Annotated in this window: 11 protein-coding genes; 9 read left to right on the top strand and 2 right to left on the bottom strand. The window is 64.9% G+C overall.

Annotated elements, in window-relative coordinates:
* The first annotated feature begins 236 nt into the window (after positions 1 to 236).
* From CG471_RS25645 to CG471_RS30815, 5 genes are all read left to right on the top strand, one after another.
* Entirely contained in the window at positions 237 to 1,286 is a 1,050-nt protein-coding gene (locus CG471_RS25645) for a LacI family DNA-binding transcriptional regulator (protein ID WP_004207757.1), read from the top strand.
* Between the two features lie 73 nt (positions 1,287 to 1,359).
* Complete coding sequence (gene kduI / locus CG471_RS25640; RefSeq protein WP_099234210.1) at positions 1,360 to 2,199, top strand: 5-dehydro-4-deoxy-D-glucuronate isomerase; 840 nt, start codon at positions 1,360 to 1,362, stop codon at positions 2,197 to 2,199.
* An 85-nt stretch (positions 2,200 to 2,284) separates the two neighbouring features.
* The gene (gene kduD / locus CG471_RS25635) at positions 2,285 to 3,040 is read left to right on the top strand and encodes a 2-dehydro-3-deoxy-D-gluconate 5-dehydrogenase KduD (protein ID WP_099234209.1); all 756 of its coding nucleotides are present in this window, start codon (positions 2,285 to 2,287) and stop codon (positions 3,038 to 3,040) included.
* 93 nt (positions 3,041 to 3,133) lie between these two features.
* Entirely contained in the window at positions 3,134 to 4,702 is a 1,569-nt protein-coding gene (locus tag CG471_RS25630; protein WP_099234208.1) for a carboxylesterase/lipase family protein, read from the top strand.
* A 74-nt stretch (positions 4,703 to 4,776) separates the two neighbouring features.
* Positions 4,777 to 4,953 carry a hypothetical protein gene (locus CG471_RS30815; RefSeq protein ID WP_164488846.1) on the top strand — a complete coding sequence of 59 codons (177 nt, stop codon included), beginning with the start codon at positions 4,777 to 4,779 and terminating at the stop codon, positions 4,951 to 4,953.
* 9 nt (positions 4,954 to 4,962) lie between these two features.
* Here CG471_RS30815 and CG471_RS25625 read toward each other — a convergent pair whose 3' ends face one another.
* Complete coding sequence (locus CG471_RS25625; protein ID WP_099234207.1) at positions 4,963 to 5,349, bottom strand: cupin domain-containing protein; 387 nt, start codon at positions 5,347 to 5,349, stop codon at positions 4,963 to 4,965.
* Positions 5,346 to 6,749: a polysaccharide lyase family 1 protein gene (locus CG471_RS25620; protein WP_099234206.1), complete on the bottom strand. Its 1,404-nt coding sequence runs from the start codon at positions 6,747 to 6,749 to the stop codon at positions 5,346 to 5,348. The genes CG471_RS25625 and CG471_RS25620 overlap by 4 nt, the downstream gene beginning before the upstream one ends.
* Positions 6,750 to 7,116: 367 nt before the next feature.
* Here CG471_RS25620 and CG471_RS25615 point away from each other — a divergent pair, with 367 nt between their 5' ends.
* The 4 genes from CG471_RS25615 (at position 7,117) to CG471_RS25600 (ending at position 14,527) form a co-directional block, all read left to right on the top strand.
* A complete protein-coding gene (locus tag CG471_RS25615) occupies positions 7,117 to 9,990 on the top strand; it encodes a TonB-dependent receptor (protein WP_099234205.1) in 2,874 nt (957 codons plus the stop codon).
* 189 nt (positions 9,991 to 10,179) lie between these two features.
* Positions 10,180 to 12,477, top strand: coding sequence for a TonB-dependent receptor (locus CG471_RS25610; RefSeq protein ID WP_099234204.1), 2,298 nt, complete (start codon positions 10,180 to 10,182; stop codon positions 12,475 to 12,477).
* Complete coding sequence (locus CG471_RS25605) at positions 12,471 to 13,037, top strand: hypothetical protein (RefSeq protein ID WP_099234203.1); 567 nt, start codon at positions 12,471 to 12,473, stop codon at positions 13,035 to 13,037. Before CG471_RS25610 ends, CG471_RS25605 begins: the two co-directional genes overlap by 7 nt.
* Positions 13,034 to 14,527, top strand: coding sequence for a PepSY domain-containing protein (locus tag CG471_RS25600; protein ID WP_099234202.1), 1,494 nt, complete (start codon positions 13,034 to 13,036; stop codon positions 14,525 to 14,527). Before CG471_RS25605 ends, CG471_RS25600 begins: the two co-directional genes overlap by 4 nt.
* Positions 14,528 to 14,683: the final 156 nt, after the last annotated feature.

Here is a 14,683-nt window from a genome sequence, read left to right as displayed (position 1 = left end):
GCATAGCCGTCGGCCAGGCTGGGCGGGATCGGGCCGGGATAGTCGGAAAAGCCCGTCGCCTGCTGTCGGGCGGTGACGAAGGCGCGCGCAATGGCGGCAGGGGAAGCGGCGGTCACGATGATCCTCTCGGCTGGTTCTTCTTCTCGGGATGCCTGCAAGAGTAACCGGTGTCAATAGATTTGCCGAGCGACGCATATTGCGCTGGTTGCGGGGCATAAGCGCGCTATAAAAGGGGCATGACAAAGACACCCAGGGACGAGGGCGCCACCGCCAAGCTGACCATCAACGACATTGCCCGCATGGCCGGCGTGTCGAAGAAGACGGTCAGCCGGGTCATCAACCGATCGCCGCTGCTGAACCAGGAAACCCGCGGCAAGGTGGAGGAAATCATCCGCCAGACCGGCTATGTCCCCAATCCGCAGGCGCGTGCGCTGGCGCTGGGGCGCAATTTCCTGATCGGCCTCATCTATGACAATCCCAATGCCCAGATGGTGCTCAGCATGCAGAAGGGGATATTGGAGGCGCTGCACGGCACCGAGTTCGAACTGGTGGTGCGCCCGGTGGACAGGGGCGCGGCCATGGTGATGGAGGACATCCATAATTTCGTGACGCGCCAGCGCCTGTTCGGCGTTGTCGTGCTGCCGCCGCTCTCCGAAAATGACAGTCTTTCCAAGCTGTTCGACGATGCCGGCTGTCGCTATGTGCGCATGGGGTCGGCGCTGCTCGACGATCCGGAGCATATGGTCGCCTCCAATGACCGCGATGCGGTGGCCGATGCGGTGCGCTATCTGATCGCGCAGGGGCATCGGCGGATCGGCCTGATCGCCGGGCCGCATGGCTTCCGTTCCGCCAAGGAACGGCGCGAGGGCTTTGAAATGGCGCTGGCGGAAGCCGGGATCAGCCTGCCGCGTAGCCTGGTTGCGGACGGGCAATATACTTTTGAATCAGGGGTTTCCGCTTCGGAAAACCTGTTCGATCTGACTTCGCCGCCGACCGCGATCTTTGCCAGTAATGACGAGATGGCGGCCGGCGTCCTCTATGCGGCGCGGCTGCGCGGGATTGAGGTGCCGGAGCAATTGTCGATCATCGGCTTCGACGATACGCCGCTCACCACCCGCGTCTGGCCGCCGCTGACCACGGTGCGCTGGCCGATCGCGGCCATGGGCCGCGCCGCCGCACTCAAGCTGATCGGCACCGCCATCGGTGAGGAGGCGGAGGTCAGCGAGCCATCCCTCTTCAGTTCGACCCTGATCCGGCGCAGTTCGGTGGCGCCTGCATCGGGCTGATCCACGCCAAGGTTGACACCGGTTTCCGAATTTGCTTCCCAAGGGGCAATTGCGAATAACCGGCGAGGATATCATGTTCGACAAGACCTATTATGCGACCCACCCCGACATGATGGAGTGCGTGTCGAACGAGGAACTGCGGGATCGCTATCTGATCGGCGGGCTGTTCCGTGACGGCGAATGCGTGCTGAACTATACCCATGCCGAGCGCTTCGTGATCGGCGGCGTGGCGGTGGCCGATGCCCCGGTGAAGCTGCCGGCGCAGACCGAGCCGGCCTCGGCCGCGGGCCATCCGTTCCTGGAGCGGCGCGAACTGGCGATCGTCAATGTCTCGGGCGTGGAAGGCACCGTGACCGTCGACGGTGAGGTCTTCACGCTCGGCAACAAGGATTGCCTCTATGTGACGATGGGCGCGAAGGATGTGGAGTTCGCCGGCGCCGGCGCGCGTTTCTATCTCGCCTCCTGCCCGGCGCACAAGGCGTTCACCACCCGCAAGCTCGGCATCGCCGACGCCAATGCGCTGGAACGCGGCAGCCTGGAGGAATCCAACGAGCGCACCATCTTCCAGCTCGTCATCCCCGGCATCTGCGACAGCGCGCAGCTGGTCATGGGCCTGACCGTGCTCAAGCCCGGTTCGGTGTGGAACACCATGCCCCCGCACATCCATGAGCGCCGCAGCGAGATTTATTTCTATTTCGAGCTGGATGGCGATGCCGACCGCGTCTTCCATTATATGGGCGAGGGCGATGCGATGCGTCACATCGTCATGGCAAACGAGGAAGCGGTGATCTCGCCGCCCTGGTCGGTGCATATGGGCTCGGGCACCAAATCCTATGCCTTCATCTGGGCGATGGCCGGCGAGAACCAGGACTATACCGACATGAACGTGCTGGACATCTGCCAGCTAGCCTGAGCCGGACGGGGGAGGCTGTCACGCCCTCTCCCCTCACATACCCTCCCCTAACCCCTCCCTGAAGGGAGGGGGATTTGGAGCTTATATGAGCACTATCTTCGATCTTGGTGGCAAGGTCGCCATCGTCACTGGCGCCAATACCGGCATTGGCCAGGCGATCGCGCTGTCGCTGGCGGCAGCCGGCGCCGACATTGCGGCGGTCGGCCGCACCCCGGCGGAAGAGACCGTCGAGAAGGTCCGGGCGCTCGGCCGCAAGGCGGAGATCGTCTCGGCCGATCTTTCCAGCATCGAGCCGGTGCAGCGCGTCGTCGACGAGACGATCGAGAAGCTGGGCGGGCTCGACATCCTGATCAACAATGCCGGCATCATCCGCCGCGCCGACAGCGTCGACTTCACCGAGGAAGACTGGGACGCGGTGATCGACACCAATTTGAAGTCCACCTTCTTCCTGGCCCAGGCGGCCGGGCGGCATATGCTGGCACAGGGCGGTGGCAAGATCGTCAACATCGCCTCGCTGCTGTCCTTCCAGGGCGGCATCCGGGTGCCGAGCTATACTGCGTCCAAGAGTGGCGTTGCCGGCCTCACCAAGCTGCTGGCGAACGAGTGGGCGGCCAGAGGCGTCAACGTCAACGCGATCGCGCCGGGCTATATCGCCACCAACAACACCGCCGCGCTGCAGGCCGACGAGACCCGCAACCGCCAGATCCAGGAGCGCATCCCGGCCGGCCGCTGGGGCGACCCGAGCGACATTGGCGGCGCCGCCGTGTTCCTGGCCTCGCCGGCGGCCAATTATATCCATGGCCATGTCCTCGCCGTCGATGGCGGCTGGCTGGCCCGCTGATATCCCGTCCTGCGCCCGTTGCTTCAAGGCGGGCGCAGGACAACCCCGATCCAAGAGGAGGGCTCAGCCTCCCGTTTCATCACAGGAGGACGGATGCCCGATATCGACCGACGGAGCGCGTTGACCGGGGCCGCCGCCCTGCTGGGCAACAGTCTCGCTCGCCCGGCCCATGCCGCCACCGCCAGCATCGTGACCACCCGCAAGGGCCGGGTCGCCGGCACCCGTGAGGGCGGCCTCCATGTCTTTCGCGGCCTGCGCTATGGTCGGGATACCGCGCCCCGCCGCTTCCAGGCACCGCGCGCGCCGGAAGCGTGGACCGGCACGGCCGATGCCAGCGCCTTCGCGCCCTCCTGCCCGCAACAGGGCAAGCAGGAGCCGGAGAGCGAGGATTGCCTGTTCCTCAATATCTGGACCCCTGGCCCGGACCCGCGCGCCAGACGGCCGGTGATGCTCTACATCCATGGCGGCGCCAGTTCCAACGGCTCCGTGGTCGATCCGCTGACCTATGGCGACCGGCTCGCGGCGCAGGGTGATGTCGTGGTGGTGACCGTCAACCATCGGCTCAACATCTTCGGCTATCTCTATCTTGCCCGGCTCGATCCGCGCTTCGCCGACAGCGGCAATGCAGGCCAGCTCGACCTCATCCTCGCGCTGCAATGGGTGCGCGACAATATCGCGGCCTTTGGCGGCGATCCCGGCAATATCCTGGTCTTTGGTCAGTCGGGCGGCGGCGCCAAGATTGCGACGATGATGGCGATGCCTGCCGCCGCCGGCCTGTTCCACCGTGCCATCACCATGAGCGGGCAGCAGGTGACGGCGTCCGGCCCGCTCAACGCGACGAAGCGGGCGCAGGCCTATCTCGCCGGACTGGGCGTGAAGGCCGATGACCTGTCATCTTTGCTGTCACTTTCGACCGCGCAATTGGTGGAGGGGCTGGCAGCGCAAGACCCGATCTTGGGTGGCGGCCTCTATATGGGGCCGGTGCTCGACATGACGCATCTCGCGCGCCATCCCTTCTGGCCCGATGCGCCGCCCCAGTCGCAGGCGATCCCGATGATGCTCGGCAACACCCATGACGAGACCCGTGCCTTCATCGATCCCCATGGCCCCAAGCTGAAAGGGCTGGACTGGTCCAATCTCGCCGCCCGGATCGCGCCGGAACTGCGCATGGACCTGTCGCCCGAATGGATCGTCGCCCAATATCGCGCGCGCTATCCCGATTGGTCGGCGGAGCGCATCTTCTATGCCGCGACCACGGCCGGGCGCAGCTGGCCGGGGCAGGTGCTGGAGGCGGAGGCGCGCGCCCGCGCCGATGCGCCAACCTGGGTCTATCAGGTCGATTTCGCCTCGCCGACCCAGCCCGAACGCGGCGCGCCACACACCATGGACATCGCACTCGCCTTTGGCACGCTGGAGGCACCGGGCAGCTTCACCGGCACGGGCGCAGGTGCCCAGGCCGCCTCGCGCGCGCTGATGCAGCGTTTCCTCGCCTTCGCCCGGCGCGGTGATCCCAATGGCGCCGGGATGACGCCCTGGCCGCAATATCGGCTGGACCGGCGGCAGACGATGATCGTCGATGTCGACAGCCATGTGGAAAGCGATCCGCGCGGCTGGGAGCGGGAACTCTTCGCCCGCGTCCCCTATATTCAGCCGGGCAGTTGAACGCCGTTCGTTGCCGGGCCGCAACCAAAAGGGGGCGGGCGCGTTGAGTCCGCCCATGCAGTTGGAGGAACCGCATGGATACCCAGGATGTCGATTATGTCTCGGAACGCGGCGAGCTGCATTTTCTCGCTGCCCTGGTTGATGAGCTGATGCGCCGGCTGATGCTGTCGGGCGTGCTCAGTCAGGCCGAGCTCAACGCGATCGAGGCGGATGTCGCCAAGCGCATCGGCAATGTGCCGCGCGCCTGGTGACTTGTCGGGTCAGTGAACCACCGGATAACTGATGATCAGCGCCAGCGGTTCCTTGCCGACCTGCCGGATGCCGACCTTGGCATCCTTGTACAGATAGGCAGCCATGCCCGGCGTCAGCGGCTTTTCCACGCCGTCGGACGTCACCACCCCTTCGCCCGACAGGACATAATAGACCTCGTCATGGGCGATCGGATGGACGCCGATCGCCGCGCCGACATGCAGCACGCGCTTGCGGAACTCCATGCTGCGCGGCTGCGGCACGGCATCGCTGATGCGATAGGCGGTCGACATGCCGATCTCGCCATGGGGCGGCGGCTCATCCCGCATCACCTTGCGCTCGTCGACGACCACCATCGGCGGCGCGGCGGCGGCCGCCAGCAACAGCATCAGGCTCATGGCTTTGGCTCCTGTCGCATCATCTTGTCGCGGTCCGACAGATGCTCGGTCGTCTCGTCCTTCTGGCCGGGATAGCGGCCCGATTTCGGCTCCATCGTGTCGAGATTCCAGTCGCCCTCGACAAAGGGCGCGCGGGTCGGTGCGAATTTGGGATAGCCACCGACCTGCTTCTCATTGTCGATAATCTCGCCGCGCCCTTCGGCGACGAAAAACAGCACCCGCAGGTCGTCGGCATCCCGGTCCCAGGGGCGAGCGCCCGCGCGCCATAGAACATGGGTCTCGACATCGCGCACCGGCAGAACGTCCAGCCCCTGCCACCAGGTTGGCGGTGTCTGCGTCTCGATCAGCCTGGCCTTGGTCTCGCCATAGCGGCCGAACATCGGCAATGGCTTGCCGAACTTATCGACCGCCAGATTGTCCTTGCCATAATATTCCAGGTCGCCGTCGCCGCCCAAGGTCAGGAAGGGCAGGCCGGTCGCCGTCGATACGCCGCCGCGCATGACATTGCCGACCGCCGCCAGCTTGCCATTCTGATAGGGATGTTCGCCCCATTCCAGCGCCATCAGATTATAATGCACGCCGCGCTCGCCCGGATCATAGATGATGTTGTTGACCACGGCGGCATGGACGCCGCCCTTCAATAGCGGGTTGCGCTCGACATTATGGGCGTAGACGTTGCGATAAATCAGGATGTTGGTCGCATTGTCGTGGATCAACGTGCCCTTGCTATGCTCGCCCTTGGGATGGCTGGCATTGGCCAGGCCCTCTGCCGCCAGATTATAGGAAAAGGTGATGTTGTGCGCCGTGTTGGCGCGCCATTCGTCGGGCGTCTTGCCGTTGAAGCGCGGGCCGGACGCCGACATATTCTCGTCGATCGCCCAGGTGAAGCTGCAATGGTCGACGATGATGTCATGGCCGCCGACCACCGACATGGCGTCCGCCTCCCATCCGCTCAGCAGCGGCTGGTCGTCCACACCGGTGCGCACGCGGATATGGCGCATGATCACGTCATGGGTGGCGATGTCGATGCCCGATCGGATCAGGGTGATGCCGGGGGAGGGGGCGGTCTGGCCCGCAATGGTCAGATAGGGTTCGCGGATGGTGATGGTCTGGCGCGCCATGTCGATGACGCCGCCGACCTCGAACACGACGATGCGCGGGCCCTTCGCCTCCAGCGCCGCCTTCAGGCTGCCAGGGCCATCGGCCGCCAGCGTGGTCACGCGGATGACGCGGCCGCCCCGGCCGCCGGGCGTGGGCGATGCCCAGCCGACGGCGCCCGGAAACGCAGTCGTTGCGCTGGATGCGCTGGTCTTGGCCGAGGCGGCGGATAGGGTTGCTGGCAGGGGGATCAGGGCAAGGCCGGCAAGCGGCAGGGCGATCAGTCTGGCGGTTATTTTCATGCTTCCGAAGGCTCCTCTCCTGGCCAGACTTGCACCGCGGCGGCGATGATGCAAGCAATTTGACACCGGTGTCGAATCTGTTTGCAGTCATTGTGGCAGCGAGGTGAAGGTGCGGGCTGCGCTCCGTCATTCTACACCATGTGGCCCATATTGCGGTGCAAAATGGCTCGATATGGACGCTTTTCCGACAGGAGGGCGCAGAAAATCGCCTTGGACGCTGGCTTGGCCGCTTCAGACATAATTGCCGCAATGATCATTGACATTGATCCGCAGTCGGGTCACAAGTTTCTGACACCGGTGTCTTCAAGGGGACAACATCGGGCCGCACCCCCAAAGAGGCGTGGCGGAAATATGGAGGGATGTTTCTATGATTGCGTTCGTACAGGCTTCGTCCGCCCGGAAATGGCTGTCCGCAGCCTCGACCCTGGCATGCGCCATCGCCTGCGTTTCCGCCGCTCAGGCCCAGGCTCAGTCCGTGCAGGGCGATGCCGCGGTTGCGCCGGATCAGGGGCAGGCGGATGTTGCAGCCCAGGAATCCGACATCATCGTCACCGGTTTCCGCCAGTCGCTGGGCGCGGCGATCAACCTCAAGCGCCAGTCGGTCAGTTCGGTCGATGCGATCGTGGCGGAGGATATCGCCAAGTTCCCCGACCAGAATCTCGCCGAATCCCTGCAGCGCATCCCCGGCATCTCGATTCAGCGTGACGGCGGCGAAGGGCGCGCGATCACCGTGCGCGGCCTTGGCGCGCAGTTCACCCGCGTGCGCGTCAACGGGCTGGAAACGGTCGCCACCTCGACCGATGGTGCCAGCTCGAACCGCGATCGCTCGTTCGATTTCAACGTCTTCGCGTCAGAGCTGTTCAGTTCGCTGGTTGTCCACAAAACCGCCGAAGCCTCGCTGGACGAAGGCTCGCTGGGCGCCGTGGTCGATCTCAACACCGGCAACCCGCTCGGTGGCAAGGAAGGGCTGACCCTCGTCGGTTCGGCGACCGCCTCCTATAATGATCTGGCCAAGAATTGGGGGCCGCGCCTGGCCGGCATCGCGTCCTGGAAATCGGCGGACGGCCGGTTCGGCGTCGCCCTTTCGGCGGCCTATTCGACCCTCGATACCAAGGAGCTGGGCAATAATAGCGTGCGCTGGGCCCAGGCCCGCTTCGACAATGTCGATGGCACGGCCTGCTTCACCCAGCCCAATTCGGGCGGCACCTATCGCGCCAGCGCAGCCTGCGATCAGGCCGCGCTGTCCTTCCACCCCCGCATCCCGCGCTATGGCGAGGTGCGCCATGATCGCGAGCGGCTGGGTCTGACCGGATCGGTCCAGTTCGCGCCGACCGACGCGACCAAGATCTCGATCGACGGCCTCTATTCGCGCTTCAAGGAAACCCGCGAGGAAAAATGGGGCGAAGTGCTGCTGCGCTCCAACGAGCGGTCGATCAATGTCGTCAATCCGGTCTATGACGATAATGGCAACATGATCTCGGCCACGCTCAACGATGCCTGGGTCCGCACCGAACATTATCTGCGCAAGTCGAGCACCGAATTCTATCAGGTCGGCGGCACCTGGGACCAGGATGTGACGGACAAGTTCCGCTTCACCCTGCTGGGCGGTCTGTCCAAGTCCAACGCCGATATTCCGGTCGAAACCACGGTGGTCTTCGACGATCGCGATGCCCAGGGTTATAGCTATGACTATAGCGACATGAAGCATCCCAAGCTGACCTTCGGCACCAGCGTGACCGATCCGGCCAATTTCCAGCTCGCCGAAATCCGCGACCGTCCGTCCAACACCACCAACCGGTTCAAGACCGCCCAACTGCGCACCGAATGGGACGCGGCGGAGGGGCTGACCGTGAAGGTCGGTTCGATGTGGCGCCGGTTCGACTTCAAGACCGTCGGCTATCAGCGTGATACCGCGGTCTGCGGCAATGGCGGCAAGGATCTGGTGCTCGGCACCATCACCTGCTCGCCGACCAGCCTGTTCGGCCCGAGCGCCGTCTATGGCTTCCAGGCCACGCCGGAATTGAGCGAACTCTTCACCCTGGGCAAGGCGGGCCAGCCGTCGGGCACCACCACCCAGTGGTTGATCCCGAACCTCGACACGGCGACCGCTTACACCAAGCTCTATGACCGCGCGCTGGCGCTCGACGTCGGCAACAACCGGTCGGTGCGCGAGGAAGTGACCGGCGGCTATTTCCAGTTCGATGCCAAGGGCGACCTGTTCGGCCTCGAATATGCGCTGAACGCGGGCATGCGCTATGCCAAGACCGACCAGCGCTCGACCGGCCTCAACGGCGGCATCCCGGTGACGATCAAGCGCAGCTATGAGGATTGGCTGCCGGCCGCCAACCTGGCCCTGTTCCCGACCGACAAGCTGGTCATTCGCGCGGCGGTGGCCGATGTGATGACCCGCCCGACCTTGGGCAGCCTGACGCCGGGTGGTTCGGCCGACGGCTTCCAGTATCGTGTCAGCTACGGCAATCCCTATCTCAACCCCTATCGTGCGACCGCCTATGACCTCGCCGTCGAATGGTATTTCGCGCCCCAGTCGCTCTTCTCGGTCGCCCTGTTCAAGAAGGATGTGCAGAGCTTCCCGGTCGCCGCGACCATTTCCAACGCGACCTTCGCGGAAACCGGCCTGCCGGCTTCGGTGCTGGTCAGTTCCTCGCCCGCCGCGCTCAATCCCGCGCTGCAGGCCGAACCGATCTGGACCATCGCGACCACGGTCAACGGCACCGGCGCCTCGCTCAAAGGGGCGGAAATCGCGCTGCAGCTGCCCTTCACCTTCCTGCCGGGCATCTTCAAGCATTTCGGCATCCTGGCCAACGCGACCTTCATCGACTCCAACGCGACCTATAATGTGTCGGGGCCGGCGGTCGTGCCGGGTGGCGGCCTGGTCAATGTCGCGCGGGAGAACACGTTGTTCGGCGTGTCGAAGCGGGCCTATAACGGCACCCTCTATTATGACGACAACCGCTTCAGCGCGCGCGTCTCGGCCAGCTATCGCGGGCCTTACAGCGACCAGAACAGCGGCACCGGCAACGTGTTCGAAGGCTATAATTCGACCGTCAATGTCGATGCCTCGGTCCGTTACAAGGCGACCGACTGGCTGGAATTCACCCTCGACGGCATCAACCTGACCGATGAATATCGCGGCCGCTACACCGACCTCGATGCCAATCGCAACTATGAGTACAACCATTTCGGCCGTACCTTCCAGTTCGGCGCGCGCGTGAAAATGTAGCCTGTCCTTTCGGGTCGCGCCGTCACGGGCCAGCCGCCTTCTGCACGAGGTGGCTGGCCCTTTTTCTTGGGCCGGCAGTGGGGCAGGGATGGTGCCGGGCAGGCGACAGCAATAGTCCATTCATATAATGACATTGACTCGCGTTAGCGTTCTCAAATATGGCGCCGCCAAGAATATTTGGGGGATTATATGGTGCGGTCGTCTTTCTTCTTTTCCGGGGCGGCGATCGTCGCACTGGCCGGTGCTGCCCTGACCAGCCCGGCGCTGGCGGGGCAGGCGCCGGATGCCGATATGGACCAGGCCCGCGCCGACATCATCGTCACCGGCGAAAAGAGCGCCCGCACCCTGCAGCAGACCCCGACCAGCATCGCCGTCGTCACGCCCGAGACGATCGAGCGCGAGGCGCTGATCACCATCCAGGACGTCTATAACCGCACCGCCAACCTGTCCGAAACCTATGGTTCGTCCGGCTTCACCATCCGCGGCATCAGCAACAGCGGCGTCGGCGCGGGCGGGCAGGCGGATGCCGCCAGCGTCTATGTCGATGGCGCGCCTGTGCCCAAATGGGCGCTCTATGGCGGCCCGACCGACCTGTGGGATGTGCAGCAGGTGGAAGTGCTGCGTGGCCCGCAATCAACCATCCAGGGCCTCAACGCGCTGGCCGGCGGCATCGTCATCACCAGCAAGGATCCCTCGCTGACCCGCTGGGGCGGTGACGCGCGCGTATTGTGGAGCGAATATGATGATCGCACCTTCTCCGCCGCGATCGGCGGACCGATCATCAAGGATGAACTGGGCATCCGCCTGTCGGCCGAGCGCCGCAACGATCGCGGCCTCATCTACAATGTCACCCGCGACGAATATAGCGACGCGCTGGAATCGCTCAATCTGCGCGGCAAGATCAAGTGGACGCCCCAGGCCATTCCGGGGCTGGAGGCAGTCGCCAGCTATAATCGCGTGCGGCGAGACGGCGGCTATCTCTACGAATATGCCCGCACCGATGTGCCCAATTATTTCAATCACCGTATCGCCACCGGCGACCAGCCCAGCCGCGGCAAGATCGACAGCGACCTTGCCGTCTTCAACATCAGCTATCCGCTGGCCCAGGGGCTGAAACTGTCGAGCGTCACCTCCTGGAACCGCTCGCGCGTTCATTCGGTGATCGATACCGACGGCACGCCGCAGGATATCCAGGCGATCGACAATCGCTATAATTACCGCACCCTGACCCAGGAAATGCGCCTAAACTATGATGGCGAACGGCTGAGCGGCCTGCTGGGTGCCTGGTATTATCGCCGCACCGGCAGCATCGACCAGAATAGCCGGGTGAACATCGATACGCCGACCGCCACCATCGCCGCCTTGCTGCGCGCCAATGGCGCGACCGCGGCGCAGGCGACCTTCCTCAGCAATGCCTATGCGGCGCAACTGCCGGTCATCCCGGTCGCCTATTCGGCCGACCAGCCCGAAAAGGTGGAGACGATGGCGCTGTTCGGCGATGCCCGTTTCAAGCTGACCGACCGGCTGACCCTGATCGGCGGCTTCCGCTACGATCATGAGCGCAACCGTTATGCCGCGCAAACCGTGGCGACCTTCAACGGCACGCTGCCCGATCCCAATTTCCTCGGCGCGGCCTATGCCCCGATCATTTCGCTGATCAACCAGGGCGTTCTGGGGCTGGTCGACGATGCCTCCTCGCCGCTGGCGTCCAACAGCCGCAGCTTCAACGCCTTCCTGCCCAAGGCGGGGATCAGCATGGACTGGACGCCGGACCTCACCACCGCCTTCACCGTCCAGCGCGCCTATCGCTCGGGCGGCTCCAGCCAGAACCCGGCCCGCGCCCTGCTGGTCGCCTATGATCCGGAATATAGCTGGAACTATGAAGGCTCGCTGCGCTCCAAATGGCTGGACGGGCGCCTGACGCTCAATGCCAATGCCTTCTACATGACGTGGAAGGACCAGCAGGTCACCGCCTATTTCGGCCAGAATGCCTATGATTACAACACGGTGAACGCGGCCGGATCGCATCTTTACGGGTTCGAGGTGGAAGCGAATGCCACTATCGCGCGCGGCATCGATCTCTATGGCTCGGTCGGCCATGTCCGCACCAAATTCACCGATTTCGTCCTGCCCGCCGGGGCGACCAGCACGGTTGACCTCACCGACACCCAATTCCCCTATGCGCCGCGCTGGACCCTGTCGGGCGGCATCAATGCGCAGTTCGGGCCGGGCTTCGTCGCCAATCTCAACGCCAATTACCGTTCGTCGGTCTTCACCGGCGTCGGTCAGGATCAGGGCCAGTACAAGGTCGGCGGCCGCACGGTCGTGAATGGCAGGATCGGTTATGAAACCGATCATTGGTCACTGTTCGTCTTCGCCCGCAACATCCTCAACGAGGATTATATGCAGTACCAATATGCCGCCATCCATCAGGCGATCCTGGGCGAACCCCAGACCGTTGGCGTCGGCGCGAGCGTCCATTGGTGATCGTGCTCGCCAGCCTGCTGCTCATCGCCGGCGGCGCCCTGGGCGCTGCCCTGTTGCGCCGCTCCTGGGTGCGGCGGGATCGCTCCGTGCTCGGCCTGCTGCTGGCGGGATGGGCCGTATTGATCGGCCTGCTGGTCGCTGCCTTCCTGCTGATCGGGCCGGTCAAGGGGCTGGCCTTGGGACTGGCGATGGAGGGGATCGGCGCGCTCGCCATCATCTGGTTCGGTCGGGTCCGGCGCAAGGCGGCGCGGGTGCGCGATGGCGATGTCGCGCCCGAGCCGCTGGAGGAACCGGGCCGCTTCTGGCGCGGGGTGCTCCGCGCCTTGCTCGCCGGGCCGCTCGGCATGACGGCGGCGATGGGTGTGGCCTTTTGCGTCACCGTCTATCTGCCCGGTGATCCGCGCACCCGGATCGTGCTTGGCGGCCTGTTGCTGCCGATCCTGTGGGGGCTGGCCATGACCTGGACGTTGGCGGACCGCCGCCTGCTCCGCGCCACCGCCGTGCTGGTCGGCACCAGCATCATTGGCTTCGGCCTCGCCGCCTTGGGAGGGGCCGCATGAACGACCAGAGCGTCCAGACCAACAGCCGGGCAAAGAAATGGCGTTGGCCCTTGTCGCCCGAAACGGTGCGATCGGTGCTCAGCAGCCATTCGGTGCTGGGCCTGGCCTTTGCCGCGATCATCTATATCGTCTGCCTGACCGGCACGGTTGCCGTATTCGCGGCCGATCTGGAACGGTGGGAAGTGCCGGCGACGCCGGTGGTGACCAGCCTGTCGGATGCCTCGGCCGCGCGCGCCATCGCCGAAGCGGCCAGACGCGCGCCGGCCGACACCACCCTCTATCTGTCGCTTCCCACCGCGAAACAGGATGGCGCCAGCCTCACGGCCTTCAGCGCGACCTATGAGCATAAATGGGCTGTGGCGGCCGATGGTGCGCTGTCCGATCTCGAAGCGGTCTGGACCGAATTTCTGATCCACCTCCATATCAACCTGCATCTGCCGCGCAGTTGGGGGCAGTTCATCGTCGGCCTGACCGGCGTGGCGCTGCTTTCCTCCCTGGTGTCGGGTATATTGGCGCATCCGCGCGTGCTGCGCGATGCCTTCCACCTGCGCCTGGGCGGTTCGCGCCGCCTGCAGGAGGCGGATCTGCACAATCGCCTCGGCATCTGGGCCTTGCCCTTTCACTTCACCCTGGCGCTGACCGGCGCGCTGCTGGGCCTCAGCACCATCATCGTCGCGATGCTGGCGATGCTGCTCTATCGCGGCGACATGGGGAAGGTCTATGAACTCTTCCTCGATCCGCCGCCCAAGGTTGACGCGCGTGCCGTGCCCATTCCCGATATCGCCCGGTTGATCGCCGATGCCCGCGCCCGCGCGCCGGCGGCCGTTGCGGACAATATCATGGTCGAACGACCCGGCCGCGCCGATATGCGCATCTCGATCCATAGCGGCCGGCCGCACTTGCTGACCCAGCAGGATGAGGTGCAATATGATGCGCGCGGGCAACTGCTCCATCAGGAACGGCCGCAGGATCTGGTCGCCGGCACCCGGATGCTGAGCGGCATCGGCCAGCTGCATTTCGGCTGGTTCGGCGGCATGCCGGTGCGGATCGCCTATGGCCTGCTTGGCATTGCGCTCTGCATCGTCACGTCGAGTGGGGTGACGATCTGGCTGGCCCGCCGCCGCGATCGCGGCCGACCGGCGCCGCAATGGGAACGGATCTGGGCGGCGATCTGCTGGGGCCAGCCGGTCATCCTGGTCCTCACCGCCGCGCTGGCCTTCGCCTTGCCGCATGTGTCGCTACCGCTGGCCTGGCTGGTCCTCACCATCCTGTCGGTGCTGGCCGCCGGCATGGCCAAGGCGCTCCCCGGTCCGCGTCTGTCGCGCGGCCTGCAATGGGCGCTGGTCGCAGGCCTGCTGGCGGTCGCGCTGCTGCACGGCGCACCGCTGCTGGCAGGCGGGCAGGGACTGCTGGTCGACCTTCTGCTGCTTGCCGGTGGCATCGGCCTGCTGCTCGCCCTGCGCCGCAGCCGCGCACCAGCCAAGGTCTAGGGGCGGGGCTTGCCATTCCCCTCCCGCAGGCGGGAGCGACTATCTGTCTCGTCAATAGGTCAGAGGGATTGAAAGTCGGGGATCGCGCATTTTGGCATTGAGCCTGACGAGGAGCTTTTGGGCGAGAGCGATGCGGACGACGAGCTTTTGTTTGCC

Source organism: Sphingobium sp. IP1 (assembly GCF_002708645.1).
Taxonomy (GTDB): domain Bacteria; phylum Pseudomonadota; class Alphaproteobacteria; order Sphingomonadales; family Sphingomonadaceae; genus Sphingobium; species Sphingobium yanoikuyae.
Note: the sequence above shows the minus strand (reverse complement) of the source record. Positions and strands in the feature narration are given on the sequence as shown.

Excerpts from the sequence above, each read along its gene's own strand:
- CG471_RS25645 (WP_004207757.1), top strand. The coding sequence starts at position 237 with ATGACAAAGACACCCAGGGACGAGGGCGCCACCGCCAAGCTGACCATC.
- kduI (WP_099234210.1), top strand. The coding sequence starts at position 1,360 with ATGTTCGACAAGACCTATTATGCGACCCACCCCGACATGATGGAGTGC.
- kduD (WP_099234209.1), top strand. The coding sequence starts at position 2,285 with ATGAGCACTATCTTCGATCTTGGTGGCAAGGTCGCCATCGTCACTGGC.
- CG471_RS25630 (WP_099234208.1), top strand. The coding sequence starts at position 3,134 with ATGCCCGATATCGACCGACGGAGCGCGTTGACCGGGGCCGCCGCCCTG.
- CG471_RS30815 (WP_164488846.1), top strand. The coding sequence starts at position 4,777 with ATGGATACCCAGGATGTCGATTATGTCTCGGAACGCGGCGAGCTGCAT.
- CG471_RS25625 (WP_099234207.1), bottom strand. The coding sequence starts at position 5,349 with ATGAGCCTGATGCTGTTGCTGGCGGCCGCCGCCGCGCCGCCGATGGTG.
- CG471_RS25620 (WP_099234206.1), bottom strand. The coding sequence starts at position 6,749 with ATGAAAATAACCGCCAGACTGATCGCCCTGCCGCTTGCCGGCCTTGCC.
- CG471_RS25615 (WP_099234205.1), top strand. The coding sequence starts at position 7,117 with ATGATTGCGTTCGTACAGGCTTCGTCCGCCCGGAAATGGCTGTCCGCA.
- CG471_RS25610 (WP_099234204.1), top strand. The coding sequence starts at position 10,180 with ATGGTGCGGTCGTCTTTCTTCTTTTCCGGGGCGGCGATCGTCGCACTG.
- CG471_RS25600 (WP_099234202.1), top strand. The coding sequence starts at position 13,034 with ATGAACGACCAGAGCGTCCAGACCAACAGCCGGGCAAAGAAATGGCGT.